Below are 20,252 nucleotides of genomic sequence, written 5' to 3'. Positions count from 1 at the left end.
CCGCTCGGCATTGCCACCCGGGCCGTCTTGCCCTAGAACAATGCCCATGCCAGCCCTTGCCCGACGCATCCTCGCCAAGATCCTCTGGATCGCGGTCATCTTCATCGGCATCACGGTGATCAGCTTCAGCGTGATCCACCTCGCGCCGGGCTCGCCCACGGATTTGCAGACCACCCTGAACCCCGAGGCCTCGTCCGACGCCCGCGCCCGGCTGGAGGCCCTCTACGGCCTGGACAAGCCCCTGCACGTGCAATACCTGAGCTGGCTCTCGCGCCTGACGCGCCTGGACTTCGGCCGCTCCATGAGCGGGGACCACCGCCCGGTGTGGGACAAGATCGTGGAGCGCCTGCCGCTGACCTTCGGCATGAACGTGGCCTCGCTGATCCTGACCCTGGCCATCACCATTCCCATCGGCGTGGCCTCGGCCTGGTGGCGGGGCGGCTGGTTCGACCGCTCGGCCACGGTGCTGGTGTTCATCGGCTTCGCCATGCCCGGGTTCTGGCTGGCGCTCTTGCTCATGTACGCCTTCTGCATCCAATGGCCCATTCTGCCCATCTCCGGACTCACGTCCCTGGGCTTCGAGCAGATGACCTTCTGGGGCAGGATGGGCGACCTGGCCGCGCACCTGGCCCTGCCGCTGTTCGTGTACACCTTCGGCAGCCTGGCGGGCATGAGCCGCTTCATGCGCACCAGCATGCTGGAGGTCCTGCGGCAGGACTACATCCTCACGGCCCGGGCCAAGGGCCTGCCGCTGACCACGGTCATCTTCAAGCACGCCATGCGCAACGCGCTGCTCCCCGTCATCACCATCCTGGGCCTGTCCGTGCCCGGGCTCATCGGCGGCAGCGTGATCATCGAGTCCATCTTCGCCCTGCCCGGCCTAGGGCAACTGTTCTACCAGGGGGTCATGGCCCGGGACTACCCGCTGATCATGGGCAACCTGGTGCTTGGCGCCCTCTTGACCCTGGCGGGCAACCTCCTGGCCGACCTGGCCTACGGGCTGGCGGACCCGCGCATCCGCTCCAGGGGGCGCGGCTCATGAGGATACCCGGGCTCTCCCGCCTGCTGCCGCGCCAGGGCATGCTCGCCGTGGGCCTGGCCATCGTGGGGCTGATGTCCCTGGCCGCCCTGGCCGCGCCCTGGATAGCGCCCTACGACCCCACTTCGCTGAACGTGGACCACCTCTTCCAGGGCCCCTCGGCCGCGCATCTCCTCGGCACCGACGGCCTGGGCCGCGACGTGTTCTCGCGCATGCTCTTCGGCGCGCGGGTCTCGCTGTGGGTGGGCTTCGTGGCCGTGGGCATCTCCGTGGCCATCGGCTTGGCCCTGGGCCTGGCCGCGGGCTATTTCGGCGGCCTCACGGACGAGATCATCATGCGCGGGGTGGACGTGATGCTCTGCTTCCCGTCCTTTTTCCTGATCCTTGCGGTCATCGCCTTCCTGGAGCCCAGCCTGGCCAACATCATGGTGGTCATCGGGGCCACGTCCTGGATGGGCGTGGCGCGCCTGGTGCGCGCCGAGACCCTGACGCTCCGGGGCCGGGACTTCGTGCTCGCGGCCAAGGTGGCCGGGGCCGGGCCCGGGCGCATCATCCTCTTGCACATCCTGCCCAACGCCGTGGCCCCGGTGCTGGTCTCCGCCACCCTGGGCGTGGCCGGGGCCATCCTGGTGGAGTCGTCCCTGTCCTTCCTGGGCCTGGGGGTGCAGCCGCCCATGCCCAGCTGGGGCAACATGCTCATGGAGGGCAAGGACGTCCTGACCTTCGCGCCGTGGCTGTCCTTCTTCCCTGGGCTGGCCATCCTGATCACGGTGCTGGGCTACAACCTCCTGGGCGAGGCGCTGCGCGACCGCTTCGATCCCCGCCTGCGCGCCTGACGCGCGCGCCCCGCTGGGACGGGCCATCTTTCCTTGCACTCGCTCCAACCTGTCCGTATAGTTCAAACAGTGGATTTCCCGTTCGCCGGGCAGCGGACAGGCCTCTAACCAAACAAGGACGCCTATGCACACGGAAACTCCGGAGTCCTCCTGCTTCCTGCATACGTATTTCGCGCGCCAGCCCATCTTCGACAGGCACAACCGGGTCTGGGGCTACGAGCTTTTGTTCAGGGGCGGCCCGGAAGCGGAAAAGGCCGACATCTCGGACCTGGACCAGGCCACCCTGGGCGTGACCGCGGACTCGACCATAGCGCCCGAGGATTTCTACGGTACGGACAAGAAGATCCTGGTCAATTTCGGCGAGCAGGGCATCCTGGAGAACGTGCCCTACGCCCTGCCCCCCGGCCACACCGTGGTCCAGGTGCCCGAAGGCGCCCTGAAGTCGCCGGACACGGCCAAGGCCCTGAGCGAACTCACGCGCGACGGCTACTCCATCGCGGTGGACGACTTCGAGGGACGCTCCGACGCGGCCCTCAAGGTGGCGGATCTGGTGATCATCGACATCCTGGACAAGGAAGCCGAGGTCATCGCCCCCATCCTGGAGAAGGCCAAGCAGGCGGGCGTCCCGGCGCTCTCCAAGCGGGTCCAGGACACCGAGGCCTTCTCCATGGCCAAGCACCTGGGCTTCCCCCTGTTCCAGGGCTTCTTCTTCCGCAAGCCCGAGCTGATCCAGAACCGCAAGCTGACCTCGCACCAGGTTTCGCGCTTCAACCTCTTGCGCAGCATCGAGCAGCAGGACCCGGACTTCGAACAGCTGGCCAAGGACATCCAGACCGACGTGTCCATCAGCTACCGCCTGCTCACGTACCTGAACTCGGCGGCCTTCGCCTTCACCCAGCCCATCCAGTCCATCAAGCAGGCCATCGTGCTCCTGGGCTGGAAGCAGCTCAAGAACTGGCTTAGGGTCATCGTACTCACGGACATGCAGCCCAAGGGCAAGGCCTCGGAACTGTTCTTCGTGGCCGTGCAGCGCGGCAAGTTCCTGGAGCTCATCGCCCGCAGCCAGGACTCGGCCAAGGCCGACCCGGACAGCATGTTCCTGCTGGGGCTCTTCTCCCTGCTGGAGGCCATGCTGGACATGCCCATGGACGTCATCGTGGACAGGCTGCCCCTGCCCGAGGACATCAAGGCCGCCCTCACCGGGACGCGCAACTACCAGGGCACCTGGCTGGCCCTGGTGCGCGCCCACGAAAAGGGCGCCTGGGAGGACCTGGACGTGCTCACGGACGAGCTGGGCCTGAACCGGCTGGTGGTGGCGGTGAGCTATTACAAGTCCGTGCTCTGGGCCAACACCTTCTTCAAGCACGGCTCGGCCCAGGCCGACCAGGCCACGGAATCGGCCTGATCGCTCTCGCGGAGCACGCCAACACCTGGCCCTTCAGGGCCGCAAGGAGGGACGCATGAACCCCGAACGCATCATCCGCGGCGTGGCCGGAACCTTCGTCCTGGCCTCGGCCATCCTTTCCTGGCTGCATTCGCCATGGTGGCTCCTGCTCACGGCCTTCGTGGGCGCGAACCTGCTGCAGTCGGCCTTCACGGACACCTGCCCGCTCCTGGCCGTGCTGCGCCGCCTGAACCGTTCCAAGGACGCCTAGCCTCGCCGGCCCCGCGCGGCCGGCCCAACACCCGGGACAGTTCCATGAACAAACGCATCATTCCCGCCCTGACCCTGGCCGCCGCCGCCCTGGTGGTGCTCTGGGCAGCCGGGGCCTTCCGCACCGGGGTCATCGACCCGGACGCCGCCGTACCCCGCCAGAAAGGCGAGGCCCCGCCCAGGGCCACGGCCCAGGCCCGCACCGAGACCGTCACGGAATTCTTCGAGGCCGTGGGCACCATCCGGCCGCGCACGGAGACGCGCATCGAGGCCCAGATCACGGGCAAGGTGCGCAAGGTGCACGTGCGCGCCGGGGACTTCGTGCGCCGGGGCGACCCGCTCATCGAGCTGGACGACCGCGAGCCCGCCTCGCGCATGGCCCAGGCCGGGGACGCCCTGGCCTCGACCCAGGCCGAGCGCGAACGCGCCCGCCAGGCAGTGAAGGAGGCCGAGGCCGCCCTGGACAACGCCAAGGCCCAGTTCCAGCGCATCCTGGCCCTGGCCAAGGACCGGGCCGTCACCGCCCGCGAGGAGGACCAGGCCCGTTCGGACTTCCTGCAGGCCGAGGCCCGGGTGCGCCAGGCCCGCGAAGGCCTGGCCTCGGCCCAGGCCAGGACCGCGCGCGCGGCCGAGGCCCTGGAGGAGACGAAGATCGCTCTGGGCCACGCGGTGATCCGCGCGCCCGAGGACATGGAGGTGGCCCGGCGCAGCGTGGAGCCCGGGGACCTGGCCGTTCCCGGCAAGGCCCTGCTGGTGGTGCAGACCGCCGGGGCCATGCGCCTGGAGGCCCACGTGCGCGAGGGGCTCATCGGCAACGTGCGCGTGGGCGGGGAGTTGGACGTGTCCATCCCGGCCCTGTCGCGCACGGTCGCGGGCGTGGTGGAGGAGGTAGCGCCCTCGGCGGACCCGGCAACCAGGACCTTCCTGGTCAAAGTGGGCCTGCCGGACATGACCCGGACCTACGTGGGCATGTTCGGCCGCCTGCTGGTGCCCTCGGCCAGCCGCGAGGCCGTGCTGGTGGACGCCGCGGCCGTGCGCCGGGTGGGCCAGCTGGAGACCGTGCTGGTCAAGGAAGGCGAGGCCTGGCGCAGCGTGTACGTGAAGACAGGGCAGCGCCGGGGCGCGGACGTGGAGATCCTCTCCGGGCTTTCCGGGGGCGAGACCGTTGGCCTGTGGGGGGCGGCGCATGCCGGATAAACCCGCGCCGGAACAATCCGCCCCCGACGAGCCCAGGGGCCTGATCCCCTCGGTGGTGGCCGCGTTCCTTCAGACGCGGCTCTCGGTGATGCTGGTCTTCGCGGCCCTGTGCCTGGGCGCGGCGGCCATCTTCGTCACCCCGCGCGAGGAGGAGCCGCAGATCGTGGTGCCCATGGCCGACGTGCTGGTCAGCGTGCCCGGGGCCAGCGCCCGCGAGGTGGAGAAGCTGGTCACCACGCCCCTGGAGCGCATCCTCTGGCAGATCGACGGGGTCAAATACGTCTATTCCACCTCCCGCCGGGACCAGGCCCTGGCCACGGTGCGCTTCCGCGTGGGCGAGGACCGCGAGAATTCCCTGCTCAAGCTGCACAACGCCATCCAGAAGAATCTCGACCTGGTGCCCTCGGTGGTCAGCGGCTGGCACGTGCGCCCTGTGGAAATCGACGACGTGCCCGTCGTCATGGTCACCCTGTATTCGGACCGCTACGGGCCGCATGAGCTCAGGCGCATGGGCGAGGAGGTCTTCCACCGCCTGTCCGAGACGCCCGACGTGTCCGGCGTGACCATCACCGGCGGCAGCCCGCGCGAGATCCGCGTGGAGCTCGACCCCCAGCGCATGGCCGGAATGAACGTGGCCCCGGAGGACCTGCGCGCGGCCCTGGCCGCGTCCGACACGTCCATAACCGCCGGGTCCGTGGACCAGGCCGGGCGGGCCGTCACCGTGCGCACGGATTCGTTCCTGCGCTCGGCCGCCGACGTGGGCGACGTGGTGGTGGGCGTGTTCGAGGGCCGTCCGGTCTACGTGCGCGACGTGGCCCAGGTCCTGGACGCGCCCGAGGAGGCGGCGTCCTACTCGCGCATCGGCTTTTCCCCGCGCCGGGCCAGGGAACTGGGCCTGGACGCCGGGGCCGGTTGCTGTTTCCCGTCCGTGACCCTGGCCGTGGCCAAAAAGAAGGGTACCAACGCCGTGTGGGTCGCCCGCGACGTGCAGCAGCGCATGGCCGAGCTGGCCCGGGACGTGCTGCCCGCGGACGTGTCCTACGAGATCACCCGCGACTACGGGGCCACAGCCCAGGACAAGGTGGACAACCTGCTTTCGTCCCTGTTCTTCGCCATCCTCACGGTGGTGGCGCTGTTGGCCTTCACCCTGGGCAAGCGCGAAGCCGCGGTGGTGGCCCTGGCCGTGCCGCTGAGCTTCTCCCTGGCCCTGTTCGTGAACTACGCCCTGGGCTACACCATCAACCGCGTGACCCTGTTCGCGCTGATCCTGTCCCTGGGGCTGGTGGTGGACGACCCCATCACCAACGTGGACAACATCCAGCGCCACATCCGCCTGGGCCGCCTGGACCCGCGCCGCGCCACCCTGGCGGCCGTGGCCGAGGTCCTGCCCCCGGTGATCCTCTCCACCCTGGCCATCATCGTGTCCTTCACGCCGCTGTTCTTCATCACCGGCATGATGGGCCCGTACATGGCCCCCATGGCGGCCAACGTGCCGCTGACCGTGACCTTCTCCACCCTGGCCGCGCTCACCGTGGTGCCCTGGCTCTCGCATCTGCTGCTGCGGGGCCGCGCGGGCGAGGCCGAGGGGGCCGGGTCCTCCGGGGCCGACCCGCGCGTGGCCCGGGCGTACGCGGCCCTGGTGCGCCCGTTCCTGGATTCGCGCGGCCGCCGCCTGGCCCTGTGGGGCGTGGTGGGCCTGCTGCTTCTGGCCTCCTGCGCCCTGGCGGCCCTGCGTTTGGTGCCCCTGAAGATGCTGCCCTTCGACAACAAGAACGAGTTCCAGGTGGTCATCGACATGCCCGAGGGCACGTCCCTGGAAAACACGGACCGCGTGGTGCGCCGTTTCGAAGACTTCCTGCGCACCGTTCCCGAAGTGGACTCCACCGTGAGCTTCACGGGCACGGCCTCGCCCATGGACTTCAACGGCATGGTCCGCCACTACTTCCTGCGCCAGGGCGGCAACCTGGCCGACATCCGCGTGAACCTGGCGGACAAGGCCCGGCGCGGCGAACAGAGCCACGCCATCGTGCTCCGCCTGCGCCCGGACCTGGAGCGCCTGGCCCGGGAGTCCGGCGCGGACATCAAGGTGGTGGAGACCCCGCCGGGTCCGCCGGTGATGTCCACCCTCACGGCCGAGGTCTACGGCGCGCCCGACCGCACCTACGCCCAGCTCATCGAGGCCGCCGAACACGTGGCCGAGCTCATGCGCACGGAGCCCTTCGTCACGGACGTGGACACCACGGCCGAGGCCGCGCACACCTATCTGGATTTCGAACTGGACAAGGAAAAGGCGCGCCTCACGGGCGTGTCCTCCAAGGAAGTCACCGACGCCCTGGCCCTGGCCGTGTCCGGCGCCACCCCGGGCACCGTGCACCGGCCCAACGAGCGCCAGCCCCTGCCCGTGCGCCTGGTGCTGCCGCGCGCCAAGCGCTCCTTCGCCTCGGGCCTGTCCCAGATCCCCCTGCACGGCGACGGAGCGATGGTCCAACTGGCGGAACTCGGGACCTTCGACCAACGCGCCGAGGACCAGCCCATCCAGCACAAGAACCTGCGCCGCGTGGTCTACGTGTACGGCGAGATGGCCGGGCGCTCGCCCGCCACCGCCATCCTGGACCTGCAAAGCCGCCTCGCGGACGACCCCACCCCCCCGGGCACCAGCGTGGACTGGGCCGGAGAGGGCGAGTGGAAGATCACCCTGGACGTGTTCCGCGACCTGGGCCTGGCCAACGTGGCGGCGCTCTTGGGCATCTTCGTGCTGCTGGTCATCCAGACCAGATCCTGGGGCCTGCCCGCGCTGATCATGAGCGCCATACCGCTGACGGTCATCGGCATCATGCCCGGGTTCTGGCTCCTGAACCTGTTCTTCGCCTCGGACGTGGGCGGGCTGCCCAACCCCATCTTCTTCACGGCCACGTCCATGATCGGCATGATCGCCCTGGGCGGCATCGTGATCCGCAACGCCGTGGTGCTCATCGAGTTCATCCAGGGGGCCCAGGCCCAGGGCGCGCCCCTGAAGGAGGCCATCCTGGAGAGCGGGGCCGTGCGCCTGCGGCCCATCCTGCTCACGGCGGGAACCACGGCCCTGGGTGCGTGGCCCATCACCCTGGACCCCATCTTCTCGGGCCTGGCCTGGGCGCTGATCACCGGGCTGTTCGCGTCCACGGCCTTCACCCTGGTGGTGGTGCCCGTGGCCTACTACGCCCTGAACCGGAACAAGGCGACCTAGCAGGCCGTTGAAAAACAGCAATCTGCTGCGTCGCTTCGCTGCTGCAAAAAAAATCAAACCCTCGCGTACTCCCCGTACGCGAGGGTTTGATTTTTTTTGCGCCTTGCATCTCAACGAAGCGCAATTTTTGAACGGCCTGCGAATGTTGCACGCCGGGCGTGGAGCGTGTAGGTCCCAGGGACCATGCTCAAACTGCTGATCCTGGCCTGCGTGGCCGTCTGGCTGGCGGGCCTGTTCCTGGGCCGCAGGCGGCGCGTCATCCGTAGCGCCGCCCACCTGACCCAGCTCATCATCTGGCTGATGCTGGTGTTCATGGCCGCCGCCTACCTGCCCCGGGCGGGCTATTTCCAGGACCACCTCGCGGCGCGCGGGGTCGTGCTGGCTATCTGGTTCTTCGCGTCCTACAAGCTCTCCCAGTGGATCGCCGGCAAGCTCGACAAGTCCCGCAAATGACGCCTCAGCCAAGCTCCCCGGGCTTGACCACCACCAGCAGCATCTTGAAGCGCCGGGCCGCGTCCAGGGCGTGGGGCACCCCGGCGGGCATGGCGATGCACTGCCCGGCGGCCACGGCGTGATCCTCGCCGCCCACGGTGACGCGGGCCTCGCCGTCCAGCACCAGGACCAGGGCGTCGCCCGGGGACGAATGGGCGCTGATGCCCTCGCCCGCGTCAAAGGCGAACAGGGTCACGTTCACCGCGTTTTGCTGGGCCAGGGTCCGGCTGACCACCCGGCCCTCCTCGTAATCCACCAGGGCCGCCATCTCCAGGGCCTGGGCAAGGGGAATGTTCTTCATGAGCTGCATGGGTTCCTCCTGTTGTATCCGGGGGCGTGACGCGCCCGGTATGCAATACGATAGGCCCCGGCCGCGCGGACGCCATTGACCCAGGTCAAAAACGCCGGCGATCAACGGCAAATGTGCGCCGGGCCGAATTCAGGCCTTTACAGAACGGATATTATCCCTATATAGAGCCGGTACACGTCTGTCGGGCCCGGTCCCCGGCGGGCTCTGCCGAGCCGCCGAACCGTGTCTATCCCCGCCTCAGATCCCCCTCACACGATCACGAGCGCACCAAGGATGACCGATAGAGTGTCATCGTCCCTTTGCGCCCCGCCGCTCTTTGCGGCGCGGCTGTGTTTTCATGTTTGACAATAGGATTTTCATGACTTTCGATCAATTCGATTTGATTCCCGCCCTGCGGGAAGGCGTCAGCAAGGCGGGCTACACCGAACCCACCCCCATCCAGGCCAAGGCCCTGCCCCACACCCTGGCCGGCAAGGACCTCCTGGGCCTGGCCCAGACCGGCACGGGCAAGACCGCGGCCTTCGTGCTGCCCGCGCTGCAGCGCCTGTCCGAGGGCCCGCGCGGCCGCCTGCGCGCCCTGGTGGTAGCCCCCACCCGCGAGCTCGCCGAGCAGATCGCCGACGAATTCAAGACCCTGGGCCAGGAGACGGATCTGCGCACCGTGTGCATCTACGGCGGCGTGGGCAAGAACCCCCAGATCAAGGCCCTCAAGCGCGGCGCGGAGATCGCCGTGGCCTGCCCCGGGCGGCTCCTGGACCTCATGAGCGAAGGAAACGCCAAGCTCGGCGACCTGGACGTGCTCGTGCTGGACGAGGCCGACCGCATGTTCGACATGGGCTTTCTGCCCGACGTGCGCCGCATCCTGCGCGCGGCCCCCAAGGGACGCCAGACCATGCTCTTCTCCGCCACCATGCCGCAGGACATCCGCAAGCTGGCCGACGAGGCCCTGAACAGCCCCGTGGAGGTCAAGATCGACTTCGCCAAGCCCGTGGAGACCGTGGCCCACGCCCTGTATCCCGTGCCCCAGCACCTGAAGACCCAGCTGCTGAAGCACGTGCTGGCCGGCACGCGCACCGGCTCCGTCCTGGTGTTCACCCGCACCAAGCACCGCGCCAAGCGCCTGGCCCAGCAACTGGAGCGCATGGGCCACAAGGCCGCCTGCCTGCAGGGCAACCTGTCCCAGAACCGCCGCCAGGAGGCGCTCTCCGGCTTCAAGGCCGGGCGCTACGACATCATGGTGGCCACGGACATCGCGGCCCGGGGCATCGACGTGGCCAGCGTGACCCACGTCATCAACCTGGACATCCCCAACACCGTGGACGACTACACCCACCGCATCGGCCGCACGGGCCGGGCCCAGCGCAACGGCGAGGCCCTGACCTTCGTCACCGACGAGGACGCCGCCACGGTGCGCGCCATCGAGCGGGCCATGGGCGAAAAGCTGCGCCGCGTGACCCTGGGCGATTTCGACTACAACGCCCCGGCCAAGCTGGACGACAACGCCCCGCGCCAGCCGCGCGGCCCCCGGAACGCCGGCAAGAGCCCCGCTCCCCGCAAGGACGGCGCCGCCCCCAGGCAGGGCCGGGGCCAGCGCGGCGGCGGAGCCCAGGCCGCCGGCCAGGACGGCGAGGCCAAGCGTCCCTCCAGGCGGCGCGGCGGACGCGGGCGCGGCAACGCCTCCCAGGCCCAACCCGGCAACCGGGCCTAACCAAGCACCCCCCATCCCCATTCGAGGAGGAAACACGACATGCCCTCATTCGACATCGTGTCCAAAGTGGACCTGCAGGAAGTGGACAACGCCGTGAACAACGTCCTGAAGGAGCTGGCCACGCGCTTCGACTTCCGCAACGTGCCCACGGAGCTGGACCTGAACCGCAAGGACAAGCGTCTGAGCCTGGTCACGGGCGACGAGATGAAGGTCCGCGCGGTGCGCGACATGCTCATCACCCACTGCGTGCGCCGCAAGGTTGACCCCAAGGTCCTGGAGTTCGGCCAGGAGGAACCCACCTCCCAGGGCCGGGTCAAGCAGGAGATCAAGATCCGCGAAGGCATCGACAAGGACACCGCGCGGGACATCGTGAAGCTCATCAAGGACATGAAGCTGAAAAAGGTCCAGGCCGCCATCCAGGACGACCAGGTGCGCGTCACGGGGAAGCAGCTGGACGACCTGCAGGCCGTGATCCAGGCCCTGAACGCCGAGGAGCTGGACATCCCCCTGCAATACGTGAACATGAAGAAGTAGCTATGTCGCTGGTAAGCGTGCGGGACGCCTCCCTGACCTTCGGGGGCCCGCTCCTTCTGGACCACGCCAGCCTGCAGATCGAACCTGGGCAGCGCGTGTGCCTCCTGGGCCGCAACGGCGAGGGCAAGTCCACGCTGATGCGCATCCTGGCCGGGGAGCAGTCCCCGGACTCGGGGCAGATCACGCGCGCCCAGGGCCTGAAGGTGGCGCGCCTGCCCCAGGAGGTGCCCGCCACCCTGCCGGGCACGGTCTTCGACGTGGCCGTGTCGGGCATCGGCCGCCTGGGCGGCACCCTGGCCGCCTACCACGCCGCGGCCCGCGACCTGGAGGCCGACCCCGGGAACGCGGCCGCCCTCTCGCGCCTGCAACACGCCCAGCAGGCCCTGGACGCCGACGGCGGGTTCGAGGCCCAGGGCGTGGTGGACACGGTGCTCTCGCGCCTGAAGCTCGACCCCGACGCCCCCTTCGACATCCTGTCCGGCGGGCTCAAGCGCCGGGCGCTCCTGGCCCGGGCCCTGGCCAGCGCGCCGGACCTGCTGCTGCTGGACGAGCCCACCAACCACCTGGACATCGAGTCCATCACCTGGCTGGAGGACTTCCTGCTCAGGTCCGTGAAGTCCCTGGTCTTCGTGACCCACGACCGCATGCTCCTGCGCAAGCTCGCCACGCGCATCATCGAGCTGGACCGGGGCAGGCTCTTCGACTGGGCCTGCGACTACGACACCTTCCTGGCCCGCAAGCAGGAACAGCTGGACGCCGAGGACAAGCACAACCGCGAGTTCGACAAAAAGCTGGCCCGAGAAGAGGCCTGGATACGCCAGGGCATCAAGGCCCGGCGCACGCGCAACGAGGGCCGGGTCCGCGAGCTGGTCAAGATGCGCCGCGAACGCGCGGCCCGGCGCGGGCACCAGGGCGAGGTGCGCATGCGCATCCAGGAGGCCGAGCGCTCGGGCAAGCTGGTGGCCGAGATCCACGGCATGACCTTCGGCTACAATGGCCAGCCCGTCATCAAGGACTTCTCCACCTCCATCCTGCGCGGGGACAAGGTGGGCATCATCGGGCCCAACGGCTCGGGCAAGACCACCCTCCTGGGCCTGCTCCTGGGCAAGCTCGCCCCGCAGAGCGGGGACGTGCGCCTGGGCACCAACCTGGAGATCGCCTACTTCGACCAGCACCGCGCCGAGCTGGACCCGGACAAGTCCGTGCGCGACAACGTGGCCCAGGGCAACGACGTGGTCACCGTGGGCGGCCGCACCCAGCACGTGGTGGGCTATTTGAAGGATTTCCTGTTCCCGCCGGACCGGACCATGGTGCCCGTGTCCGTGCTCTCGGGCGGCGAGCGCAACCGCCTGCTCCTGGCCAAGCTCTTCACCCGGCCCGCCAACGTGCTGGTGCTGGACGAGCCCACCAACGACCTGGACGCCGAGACCCTGGACCTCCTGGAGGAGCGCCTCCTGGATTTCTCGGGCACCGTGCTCGTGGTCAGCCACGACCGCGCCTTCCTGAACAACGTGGCCACCTCCACCCTGGCCCTGGAAAGCCACGGCGTGGTCCACGAATACGTGGGCGGCTACGACGACTGGCTCCGCCAGCGTCCCGAGCCCGAACCCGAGGCCCTGGCCAAGCCCAGGATCAAGCCCGTGCGCCACAAGGCGGCCCCCAGCTCCAAACGCAAGCTGACCTACGCGGAAACCCGCGAACGCGACCAGCTGGCCAGGGAACTGGACGAACTGCCCGCGCGCATGGACGCCCTGGAAGAGCAGCAGACAACGCTGCAAAACCGCCTGTCCGACCCCGCGTTCATGGCCAAGGGCGCCGAGGCCATCTCCACGGCGGCCAAGGAGCTGCAGGACGTGGAAGCCGCCCTGGAGCAGGCTTTGGAGCGCTGGGAATGGATCGAAAACAGGCTGGAGAAATTGACGGAAGACTGAGCTTTCAATGCGAGGGGGAACTTCTTGAAAGAAGTTCCCCCTCGCGCTCCCCTTCAAGAACGTTTCTACGCCCGGGGCCGCGCGCGGCCCCGGGCGGTCTTGCTTCTAGGTGACGGCGAAGGCGCGCACCGGAAAGGAATTCAGGCCGCGTATTTTTGGGGGCACCGCGAAGAAGCGCGCACCCGTGTCGGGCACGTTTTCCAGGCCGGTCATGTGCTCCACGATGGCGATGTCCGCGCGCAACAGAATGCTGTGCACCGGGCGTTCGGGGTCGGCGGTGCTGTCGATGTTCACGGAGTCGACGCCCACGAGCATGGCCCCGGCGTCGCGCAGCAGAAGGGCCGCGTCCCTGGTCAGATAGGGGTAGTCGCCGAAGTAGGCGTCCGTGCCCCAGTGTTTGGACCAGCCCGTATGCACGAGCACGGCGTGACCCGCGACGTCCAGGCCCTGGAAAAACTCGGCCGTAATCGCGCGCTGGCCCTGGGCGCGCACCACCGTGCAGGGCAGGTCCGCCACCCGGGCCAGATCGAAGTCCGCCAGGTCCCCGCCGTCCGCGTAGCGGTGGAAGGGCGCGTCCATGTAGGTGCCCGTGCTGGCGCACATCTCGATGTTCGCGATGTAGAAGCTGGTGCCCGGCGCGTAATGCGACCGGGAGGCCTCGCGGCTCATGTGGTCCGTGATCCTCGGCGCGGGCAGGCCCGGGTAGGTGGTCATGCCCTCGCTGATCTCGTGAGACAGGTCGAAAAACATCTTCACATCCTTTCCTGGCGCTCGATTCAGGCCATGCAGTCCAGGCGGTCGTCCAGGTAGGCGGCCAGGTCCGGGCCCTGGGGGTTGCGCAGCACGTGGCGCAGCCAGGCCTCGCGTTCAAAGCACATGACCCGCAAATCCCAGACGCAGGCGCACACGCCCGTGGCCGTGACTTCTTCCAGAGCTTCGGGCTTATCCGTGGGCGAGACGAAGACCCGGTGGTGCACCTCGTTCTCCCCGGTCCACCAGTCCGCGAACACGAAGTTCACACCGCGCCCGTCGTTCACGCCCAGATAGCCCGCGCCGTAGGGCCCGCCGTCCTTCGTCTGCGGGAACACGCGCCGCGCCAAATCCCGCGCGCAGGCCACCAGCTCCGGCCTGGGCGCGTCGCGGCCGTAGGCGATGCCGTAGACCTTCACGCGCCAGTCCCCGAACGCGAGCAGCTCCAGGAAACGCACGGGCCTGAGCCCGCATTCCTCGCTCAGGATCACGTCCCTCATATCCACTCCGCCTCCACCGTGCGCTCGGACACATTGCCCCCGGTGTTCACGGTGCCCGCGGGCTCGATCATCATGATCCGCCCATCAGCTCGCCCGGCCCCAGCTCCACGTCGCGGTCGCGAAAGCGCAGGACCATCTTCCCGGAAACCACCAGGAACATCTCCTCCTCCCTGGCGTGGGAATGCCATTCAAAGGAGCCCTTGATCCTGCCCAGCTTGACGTGGGTGTCGTTCACCTGGGCCACGATCCTGGGGTGCCAGAGGTCGTCGAACAGGCTGAACTTCTCCTCGATGTTGACCTTCTCGTTGCGCATTTCTTCCTCCTCTGTTCAACCCTGCGCGCCCACGGGCACCCGCAGGCTCTCGCGCAGGGCGCGGAAGGCGATGGACGTGCGCGTGCCCGTCACGCCTTCGATGTCGTTGATGGCCATGACCAGTTCTTCCAGGGCCCCGGTGTCCGCGCAGCGCACCTTCACGGTGAAGCAGTCCTCCCCGGTCATGTGCAGGACCTCCTGCACGCCGGGCAGCTCCGTGAGCCGCTGGCCCACGGCCCGGGCCATGCGGTGCGGGGACAGGCGCACGGCCACCAGGGCCAGCACGTGCAGGCCCACGGCCTCCGGGTCCACCTGGGCCGCGTAGCCCCGCAGCACCCCGCCGCGCTCCAGCTTGCGGATGCGCTCCAGCACGGCCGAGGCCGTGAGCCCCACCCGGCGGCCCACCTCGGCGTTGGACAGGCGGGCGTTCTCCTGGAGCATCGTCAGTATCTGGGCGTCAATCTCATCAATCGTCATGAATAAACCTCGTTTTGTTTTCGATACGTAAACGAAATGCTCTTGTAAACAACAAATCGTCAAATCGGGCCCGCGATATCGCGGAAGTTGTCAAGCGGCGTTGACAGCCTCCCCCCGCCCCCCTATTGTCCGCATCCCGGGGAAAAGCCTCGGGGCCGCAACCCCAGGGAGAACCGCCTCATGAACCCCTTCGCCCGCCGCTGGAGCGCGCCCAACGGATACCGCCGGGTCCTGGACATCGGCCTGCCGCTCATGGCCAGCATGATCTCGGCCACCGTGACCCAGTTCACGGACCGCATGTTCCTGGGCCGCTATTCCCTGGACGCCCTGGCCGCCTCCCTCTCGGGCAGCCTGTCCAACTTCACCCTCATGGCGCTGTTCATGGGCATCGTCAGCTACGTCAACGTGTTCGTGGCCCAGTACACGGGCCAGGGCCGCCCCGAGCGCCTGGGCGCGGCCGTGTGGCAGGGGGTCTGGCTGGCCCTGGGCTTCGGCGCGCTCATGGCCCTGGCCGGGCCGTGCGGCGGGCCGCTCTTCGCCCTGGCCGGGCACACGCCCGCGGTGCAGGCCATGGAGACCGACTATTTCAGCATCCTCTGCCTGGGCTCCGGGCTGAACATAGTGGCCGTGGCCCTGTCCACCTTCTATTCCGGCCGGGGGCTGACCCGGCCCGTGATGCTGGTGAACATGACGGGCGCGGCCCTGAACATCCCCCTGGACTACGCCATGATCAACGGGGCCTGGGGCTTCCCGGAGATGGGCATCCAGGGCGCGGGCTGGGCCACGGTCATCTCCTGGGGGCTGGCCGCCGTCCTGTTCGTCGCGCTGGTGCTGAGCCAGCGGCACGAAGCCCGCTTTCGCACCCGCTCCGCCTGGCGGCCGGACGCCGCGCTCATGGCGCGGCTCCTGCGCTTCGGCGTGCCCGGAGGCCTGCAGATGTTCCTGGACGTGGTGGGCTTCATGGGCTTCGTGCTCATGGTCGGCCGCCTGGGCACGGACCAGCTGGCCGCCACCAACATGGTCCTGTCCCTGAACCATTTCACCTTCCTGCCCATGGTCGGCCTGCACATCGCCGCCGAGACCCTCATGGGCCAGGCCATGGGCGCGGGCAGGCCCGGGGACGGGGCCCAGGCCACCCTGAGCTGCCTGCACCTCTGCGTGTTCTTCGGGCTGCTGGTGGGCGCGGTGTTCATCCTGGCCCCGGGGCCGCTGCTCGCCGCGTTCAAGCCCTCGGCCTACACCGCTGCCCAGTACGCGCCCATCGCGGAAACGGGCCGGGTGCTCCTGATGTTCGTGGTGGCCTACACCGTGTTCGACGGCGCGGCCATCGCCTTTTCCGGCGGGCTCAAGGGTGCCGGGGACACGCGCTTCACCATGCTCCTGGCCGGGGCGCTTACGGTTTTCGGCCTGATCCTGCCCGTATATTTCGTGGTGGTGGTCCTGGGCTTGGGGCTCTTCCCGGCCTGGTCCTGCCTGGTGCTCTACCTGATCATCTACTCCGGTGCCGTGTGGCTCCGGTTCCACTCCGGAGCGTGGAAAAAGCTGCGGGTCGTGGAAGAGGACTGAACCGGATCCCAATATTAGGAATGATTCCTATTTTGCTTGCCTTTCCCCACCAAGTGACTACACTTCAACCCGCACCCGCCGCCCGGGCGGCATAACCTTTCCGGAACACGAGAACCCGACGAACGACCATGAGCCACGAGCAGATCAGCATACAGGGCGCACGCCACCACAACCTGAAGAACCTGAGCCTGGACATCCCGCGCGGCCAGCTGGTGGTCATCTGCGGGCCCTCGGGCTCGGGCAAGTCCACCCTGGCCTTCGACATCATCTACGCCGAGGGCCAGCGCCGCTACGTGGAGTCCCTGTCCGCCTACGCGCGCCAGTTCCTGCCGCAGATGGACAAGCCCAAGGTGGACAAGATCGAGGGCCTGTCCCCGGCCATTTCCCTGGAACAGCAGACCATGTCCCGCAACCCGCGCTCCACCGTGGGCACGGTCACGGAGATCTACGATTTCCTGCGCGTGTTTTACGCGCGCCTGGGCGTGATGCACTGCCCCCAGTGCGGGCGGCCCATCCGCTCCCAGACCTCCGACGAGATCGTGGACGAGATCCGCGCCCTGCCCGAGGGCACGCGGCTGTTGCTCCTGGCCCCCCTGGTGGAACACCAGAAGGGCGCCCACGCCGAGCGCCTCAAGAAGCTGCGCGGCGAGGGCTTCGCCCGTGTGCGCGTGGACGGCGAGGTCCTGGACCTGGAGCCCCTGCCCGAGCTGGACGGCAAGAAGAAGCACAGCGTTGAGCTGGTGGTGGACCGCCTCGTCGTCAAGGACGACATGCGCGGACGGCTGGCCGACTCCGTGGAGCTGGCCCTGCGCTACGGCGGGGGCCGCCTGTCCGTGGCCGTGGTGGGCGGGGACCGGGACGGGGAAATTAGACCCTTCAGCACCGAGTCCGTGTGCGCCCATTGCCGCGTGAGCCTGCCCGCGCTCTCGCCGCAGCTCTTTTCCTTCAACAGCCCCCAGGGCGCGTGCCCCGTGTGCTCGGGCATCGGCAGCGTGGACTATTTCGAGCCCGCGCTCCTGGCCCCCAACAAGGGCCTGTCCCTGGCCCAGGGCGGAGTCATCCCCTGGAAGAACCCGCGCGTGTTCGCGCGCTACGCCGGGGACCTCAAGAAGCTGGGCAAGGCCCACGGCTTCACCATGGACACGCCGCTGACCGAATTCAGCGAGGCGGCGGCCAAGGCCCTGTTCTTCGGCGACGGGGACTGGGAGGGCGTGGTCAACATGCTGGAGACGGGCATGAGCTTCGGCTACGCCTGGCGCGACGAGCTGTCCCGCTTCCGCCAGGCCCGGCCCTGCCCGGCCTGCGACGGCGCGCGCCTGCGGCCCGAGTCCCTGGCCGCCAAGGTCGAGGGCCTGTCCATCTTCGACTTCACCAGCCTGCCCATCCGCCGGGCCCTGGCCTGGCTGGGCGAGCTGTCCTTCAGCGAGCGCCAGGCCCCGGTGGCCGAGCCCCTGATGAAGGAGCTGACCCACCGCCTGGGCTTCCTGGTCAACGTGGGCCTGGACTATTTGTCCCTGGCCCGCAACATGTCCACCCTGTCCGGCGGCGAGGCCCAGCGCATCCGCCTGGCCGGGCAGCTGGGCTCGGGCCTGGTGGGCGTGACCTACGTGCTGGACGAGCCATCCATCGGCCTGCACCCCCGCGACAACGACCGGCTGCTGGGGACCCTGCGGGACCTCCAGGGCCGGGGCAACACCGTGCTGGTGGTGGAGCACGACGAGGCCACCATCAAGAGCGCGGACCACGTGGTGGAGCTGGGCCCCGGGTCCGGCTGGCTGGGCGGCGAGATCGTCTACCAGGGCGACGTGCCCGGGCTGTTCAAGAGCCAGGACAGCCTCACGGCCAAGTACCTGCGCGGGGACATGGCCATCGAAATCCCCGACAAGCGCCGCGAGCCCAAGGGATTCCTCTCCCTCAAGGGCGTGACCACCAACAACCTCCAGAACCTGGACGTGGACATTCCCCTGGGCACGCTGACGTGCGTCACCGGGGTCTCGGGCTCGGGCAAGAGCTCCCTGGTCATGGACACGCTGTACAAGCACCTGGCCCTGGACCAGGGCGTGAAGGTGGACACCCCCGGGCAGCTGGCGGGCATCGAGGGCCTCGGCCAGATCGAGCGCGTGGTCTCCATCGACCAGACGCCCATCGGCCGCACCCCGCGCTCCAACCCGGCCACGTACACCAAGATCTTCGACGAAATCCGCAAGATATTCGCGGGCACCAAGGCCTCGCGCCAGCGGGGCTACAAGCCCGGGCGCTTCAGCTTCAACGTCAAGGGCGGGCGCTGCGAGGCCTGCCAGGGCGACGGCTACGTGCGCGTGGAGATGCACTTTCTGCCCGACGTGTTCGTGAAGTGCGACGTCTGCGAGGGCAAGCGCTACAACCGCGAGACCCTGGACGTGACCTTCAAGGGCCTGAACATCTCCGAGGTCCTGAACCTCACGGTGCGCCAGTCCCTGCAATTCTTCGAGAACCACCCCACCCTGGTGCGGCGGCTGTCCGTGCTCCAGGAGGTGGGCCTGGAGTACCTGCGCCTGGGGCAGCCCGCCACCACCCTGTCCGGCGGCGAGGCCCAGCGCATCAAGATCAGCCGCGAACTGGGCAAGCGCAGCCTGCCCGGCACCCTGTACATCCTGGACGAACCCACCACGGGCCTGCACATGCACGAGGTGGGCAAGCTCATCAAGGTCCTGCACCGCCTGGTGGACAAGGGTGCCAGCGTGCTGGTCATTGAGCACAACCTCGACGTGGTGCGCGCCTCGGACTGGGTCCTGGACCTGGGCCCGGGCGGCGGGGAGAACGGCGGCCGCATCGTGGCCCAGGGCACCCCCGAGGACATCGCCAAGGACGCAAACTCCGTGACCGGCAAGTTCCTGGGCTGACCCCCGCGCCGGAGCCTCGAACCAAAAGCAAAGCCCCCCGCACGATGCAGGGGGCTTTTTCATGGGCCGTCAGACAACAGAAGGCCCCGCCCGAACCCGGACGGGGCCTCCTGAAATCCATCTCAATCTGTTGAACGAATCCTCTTCGCAGGCCGTTCAAAAATAGTGAGATGCAAGGCGCAAGGGCAATGCGAAACCGACGCGTATCCCAATACGCGAGGTTTCGTATTGCTCGCAGCAACGCAGCAGATCGCTGTTTTTCAACGGCCTGCTAGTCGATGCGGTTGAAGGCCTTGGCCGCTGCCTTGCACACCGGGCAGGTGTCCGGGGCGTGGTTGGCCACGGTGTGGCCGCACACGGAACAGACGTAGTAGCAGTCCACGGGCTCGGGGTCGTCCAGGGTCTCCAGGGCCTTCTTGTACAACTCCGCGTGGGTGGCCTCCACCGTGTTGGCGGAGGTGAAGCTGATCAGGGCGGCCTTGTTGCCTTCGGCCTCGGCGTCCTCGATCATGGGCGGGTACATCTCGGTGAACTCGTAGGTCTCGCCGCCCAGGGCTTCCTTCAGGTTCTCCTCGGTGGTTCCGATGCCGCCCAGGGCGCGCAGATGGTTGTGCGCGTGCACGGTCTCGGCGGCGGCCGCGGCGTGTCCCTCCTTGTCCGCCTTGTCGGCGAAAGCAAGGTATTTGCGGTTGGCCTGGGACTCTCCGGCAAAGGCGGCCTTCAGATTCTTTTCAGTCTTGGACATGGGAGGATTCCTCCTTATTGGTAAAAGTTACTGATATCTTTTATCGCCCGTCCGGCGCTCCGTCAAGCGAAAATCCGGAAAAATGGATTTTT

At 68.3% G+C, this 20,252-nt stretch carries 18 protein-coding genes; 12 read left to right on the top strand and 6 right to left on the bottom strand.

The window, feature by feature from the left end:
- Nucleotides 1–46: 46 nt before the first annotated feature.
- The 7 genes from ACYYG1_RS02850 to ACYYG1_RS02820 all read left to right on the top strand — a co-directional run bounded on the left by ACYYG1_RS02850 (nucleotide 47) and on the right by ACYYG1_RS02820 (nucleotide 8,405).
- Nucleotides 47–1,042 (top strand): ABC transporter permease, encoded by a 996-nt coding sequence (locus ACYYG1_RS02850; RefSeq protein WP_461208756.1) that lies wholly within the window; start codon nucleotides 47–49, stop codon nucleotides 1,040–1,042.
- Nucleotides 1,039–1,875, top strand: coding sequence for an ABC transporter permease (locus tag ACYYG1_RS02845; protein ID WP_461208755.1), 837 nt, complete (start codon nucleotides 1,039–1,041; stop codon nucleotides 1,873–1,875). The genes ACYYG1_RS02850 and ACYYG1_RS02845 overlap by 4 nt, the downstream gene beginning before the upstream one ends.
- Before the next feature lie 124 nt (nucleotides 1,876–1,999).
- Nucleotides 2,000–3,280 (top strand): EAL and HDOD domain-containing protein, encoded by a 1,281-nt coding sequence (locus ACYYG1_RS02840; protein WP_461208754.1) that lies wholly within the window; start codon nucleotides 2,000–2,002, stop codon nucleotides 3,278–3,280.
- A 55-nt stretch (nucleotides 3,281–3,335) separates the two neighbouring features.
- On the top strand, nucleotides 3,336–3,530 hold the full coding sequence (locus ACYYG1_RS02835) for a YgaP family membrane protein (protein ID WP_461208753.1): 195 nt from the start codon (nucleotides 3,336–3,338) through the stop codon (nucleotides 3,528–3,530).
- Between the two features lie 44 nt (nucleotides 3,531–3,574).
- Nucleotides 3,575–4,726: an efflux RND transporter periplasmic adaptor subunit gene (locus ACYYG1_RS02830; protein WP_461208752.1), complete on the top strand. Its 1,152-nt coding sequence runs from the start codon at nucleotides 3,575–3,577 to the stop codon at nucleotides 4,724–4,726.
- Entirely contained in the window at nucleotides 4,716–7,952 is a 3,237-nt protein-coding gene (locus tag ACYYG1_RS02825) for an efflux RND transporter permease subunit (RefSeq protein ID WP_461208751.1), read from the top strand. Before ACYYG1_RS02830 ends, ACYYG1_RS02825 begins: the two co-directional genes overlap by 11 nt.
- Nucleotides 7,953–8,135: 183 nt before the next feature.
- Nucleotides 8,136–8,405, top strand: coding sequence for a hypothetical protein (locus tag ACYYG1_RS02820; RefSeq protein WP_461208750.1), 270 nt, complete (start codon nucleotides 8,136–8,138; stop codon nucleotides 8,403–8,405).
- Between the two features lie 4 nt (nucleotides 8,406–8,409).
- Here ACYYG1_RS02820 and ACYYG1_RS02815 read toward each other — a convergent pair whose 3' ends face one another.
- Entirely contained in the window at nucleotides 8,410–8,754 is a 345-nt protein-coding gene (locus tag ACYYG1_RS02815; protein ID WP_461208749.1) for a cupin domain-containing protein, read from the bottom strand.
- A 358-nt stretch (nucleotides 8,755–9,112) separates the two neighbouring features.
- On the opposite strand from ACYYG1_RS02815, the gene ACYYG1_RS02810 reads away from it, so the two are divergent.
- The 3 genes from ACYYG1_RS02810 to ACYYG1_RS02800 are packed head-to-tail and all read left to right on the top strand — an operon-like array spanning nucleotide 9,113 to nucleotide 12,927.
- Nucleotides 9,113–10,462, top strand: coding sequence for a DEAD/DEAH box helicase (locus tag ACYYG1_RS02810; RefSeq protein ID WP_461208748.1), 1,350 nt, complete (start codon nucleotides 9,113–9,115; stop codon nucleotides 10,460–10,462).
- Between the two features lie 39 nt (nucleotides 10,463–10,501).
- Nucleotides 10,502–10,996, top strand: coding sequence for a YajQ family cyclic di-GMP-binding protein (locus ACYYG1_RS02805; protein ID WP_461208747.1), 495 nt, complete (start codon nucleotides 10,502–10,504; stop codon nucleotides 10,994–10,996).
- 2 nt (nucleotides 10,997–10,998) lie between these two features.
- Complete coding sequence (locus ACYYG1_RS02800; protein WP_461208746.1) at nucleotides 10,999–12,927, top strand: ATP-binding cassette domain-containing protein; 1,929 nt, start codon at nucleotides 10,999–11,001, stop codon at nucleotides 12,925–12,927.
- A gap of 105 nt (nucleotides 12,928–13,032) precedes the next feature.
- Here the strand turns inward: ACYYG1_RS02800 and ACYYG1_RS02795 are convergent, their stop codons facing one another.
- The 4 genes from ACYYG1_RS02795 to ACYYG1_RS02780 form a co-directional block, all read right to left on the bottom strand.
- On the bottom strand, nucleotides 13,033–13,677 hold the full coding sequence (locus ACYYG1_RS02795; protein ID WP_461208774.1) for a cyclase family protein: 645 nt from the start codon (nucleotides 13,675–13,677) through the stop codon (nucleotides 13,033–13,035).
- A gap of 26 nt (nucleotides 13,678–13,703) precedes the next feature.
- Complete coding sequence (locus tag ACYYG1_RS02790; protein ID WP_461208745.1) at nucleotides 13,704–14,177, bottom strand: hypothetical protein; 474 nt, start codon at nucleotides 14,175–14,177, stop codon at nucleotides 13,704–13,706.
- Between the two features lie 70 nt (nucleotides 14,178–14,247).
- Nucleotides 14,248–14,490, bottom strand: coding sequence for a cupin domain-containing protein (locus ACYYG1_RS02785; protein WP_461208744.1), 243 nt, complete (start codon nucleotides 14,488–14,490; stop codon nucleotides 14,248–14,250).
- A gap of 15 nt (nucleotides 14,491–14,505) precedes the next feature.
- Nucleotides 14,506–14,967: an Lrp/AsnC family transcriptional regulator gene (locus ACYYG1_RS02780; RefSeq protein ID WP_461208743.1), complete on the bottom strand. Its 462-nt coding sequence runs from the start codon at nucleotides 14,965–14,967 to the stop codon at nucleotides 14,506–14,508.
- A 180-nt stretch (nucleotides 14,968–15,147) separates the two neighbouring features.
- Between ACYYG1_RS02780 and ACYYG1_RS02775 the strand changes: the two genes are divergently transcribed.
- Both ACYYG1_RS02775 and uvrA read left to right on the top strand, forming a co-directional pair.
- Nucleotides 15,148–16,533, top strand: coding sequence for an MATE family efflux transporter (locus ACYYG1_RS02775; protein WP_461208742.1), 1,386 nt, complete (start codon nucleotides 15,148–15,150; stop codon nucleotides 16,531–16,533).
- A 128-nt stretch (nucleotides 16,534–16,661) separates the two neighbouring features.
- Nucleotides 16,662–19,415: an excinuclease ABC subunit UvrA gene (uvrA, locus tag ACYYG1_RS02770; protein WP_461208741.1), complete on the top strand. Its 2,754-nt coding sequence runs from the start codon at nucleotides 16,662–16,664 to the stop codon at nucleotides 19,413–19,415.
- A 271-nt stretch (nucleotides 19,416–19,686) separates the two neighbouring features.
- On the opposite strand, the gene ACYYG1_RS02765 is transcribed toward uvrA, so the two are convergent.
- On the bottom strand, nucleotides 19,687–20,160 hold the full coding sequence (locus tag ACYYG1_RS02765) for a rubrerythrin family protein (protein WP_461208740.1): 474 nt from the start codon (nucleotides 20,158–20,160) through the stop codon (nucleotides 19,687–19,689).
- Nucleotides 20,161–20,252: the final 92 nt, after the last annotated feature.

This window comes from Desulfocurvus sp. DL1XJH-121 (assembly GCF_054819825.1).
The sequence above is the reverse complement of the archived record's forward strand: the minus strand, read 5'-3'. Positions and strand labels throughout refer to the sequence as shown.

Bases quoted from the DNA above. Each gene is read 5' to 3' on its own strand.
- ACYYG1_RS02820 (WP_461208750.1), top strand. From the start codon at position 8,136: ATGCTCAAACTGCTGATCCTGGCCTGCGTGGCCGTCTGGCTGGCGGGC.
- ACYYG1_RS02825 (WP_461208751.1), top strand. From the start codon at position 4,716: ATGCCGGATAAACCCGCGCCGGAACAATCCGCCCCCGACGAGCCCAGG.
- ACYYG1_RS02765 (WP_461208740.1), bottom strand. From the start codon at position 20,160: ATGTCCAAGACTGAAAAGAATCTGAAGGCCGCCTTTGCCGGAGAGTCC.
- ACYYG1_RS02835 (WP_461208753.1), top strand. From the start codon at position 3,336: ATGAACCCCGAACGCATCATCCGCGGCGTGGCCGGAACCTTCGTCCTG.
- ACYYG1_RS02815 (WP_461208749.1), bottom strand. From the start codon at position 8,754: ATGCAGCTCATGAAGAACATTCCCCTTGCCCAGGCCCTGGAGATGGCG.
- ACYYG1_RS02805 (WP_461208747.1), top strand. From the start codon at position 10,502: ATGCCCTCATTCGACATCGTGTCCAAAGTGGACCTGCAGGAAGTGGAC.
- ACYYG1_RS02775 (WP_461208742.1), top strand. From the start codon at position 15,148: ATGAACCCCTTCGCCCGCCGCTGGAGCGCGCCCAACGGATACCGCCGG.
- ACYYG1_RS02790 (WP_461208745.1), bottom strand. From the start codon at position 14,177: ATGAGGGACGTGATCCTGAGCGAGGAATGCGGGCTCAGGCCCGTGCGT.
- ACYYG1_RS02795 (WP_461208774.1), bottom strand. From the start codon at position 13,677: ATGTTTTTCGACCTGTCTCACGAGATCAGCGAGGGCATGACCACCTAC.
- ACYYG1_RS02800 (WP_461208746.1), top strand. From the start codon at position 10,999: ATGTCGCTGGTAAGCGTGCGGGACGCCTCCCTGACCTTCGGGGGCCCG.
- ACYYG1_RS02810 (WP_461208748.1), top strand. From the start codon at position 9,113: ATGACTTTCGATCAATTCGATTTGATTCCCGCCCTGCGGGAAGGCGTC.
- uvrA (WP_461208741.1), top strand. From the start codon at position 16,662: ATGAGCCACGAGCAGATCAGCATACAGGGCGCACGCCACCACAACCTG.
- ACYYG1_RS02780 (WP_461208743.1), bottom strand. From the start codon at position 14,967: ATGACGATTGATGAGATTGACGCCCAGATACTGACGATGCTCCAGGAG.
- ACYYG1_RS02840 (WP_461208754.1), top strand. From the start codon at position 2,000: ATGCACACGGAAACTCCGGAGTCCTCCTGCTTCCTGCATACGTATTTC.
- ACYYG1_RS02785 (WP_461208744.1), bottom strand. From the start codon at position 14,490: ATGCGCAACGAGAAGGTCAACATCGAGGAGAAGTTCAGCCTGTTCGAC.
- ACYYG1_RS02830 (WP_461208752.1), top strand. From the start codon at position 3,575: ATGAACAAACGCATCATTCCCGCCCTGACCCTGGCCGCCGCCGCCCTG.
- ACYYG1_RS02845 (WP_461208755.1), top strand. From the start codon at position 1,039: ATGAGGATACCCGGGCTCTCCCGCCTGCTGCCGCGCCAGGGCATGCTC.
- ACYYG1_RS02850 (WP_461208756.1), top strand. From the start codon at position 47: ATGCCAGCCCTTGCCCGACGCATCCTCGCCAAGATCCTCTGGATCGCG.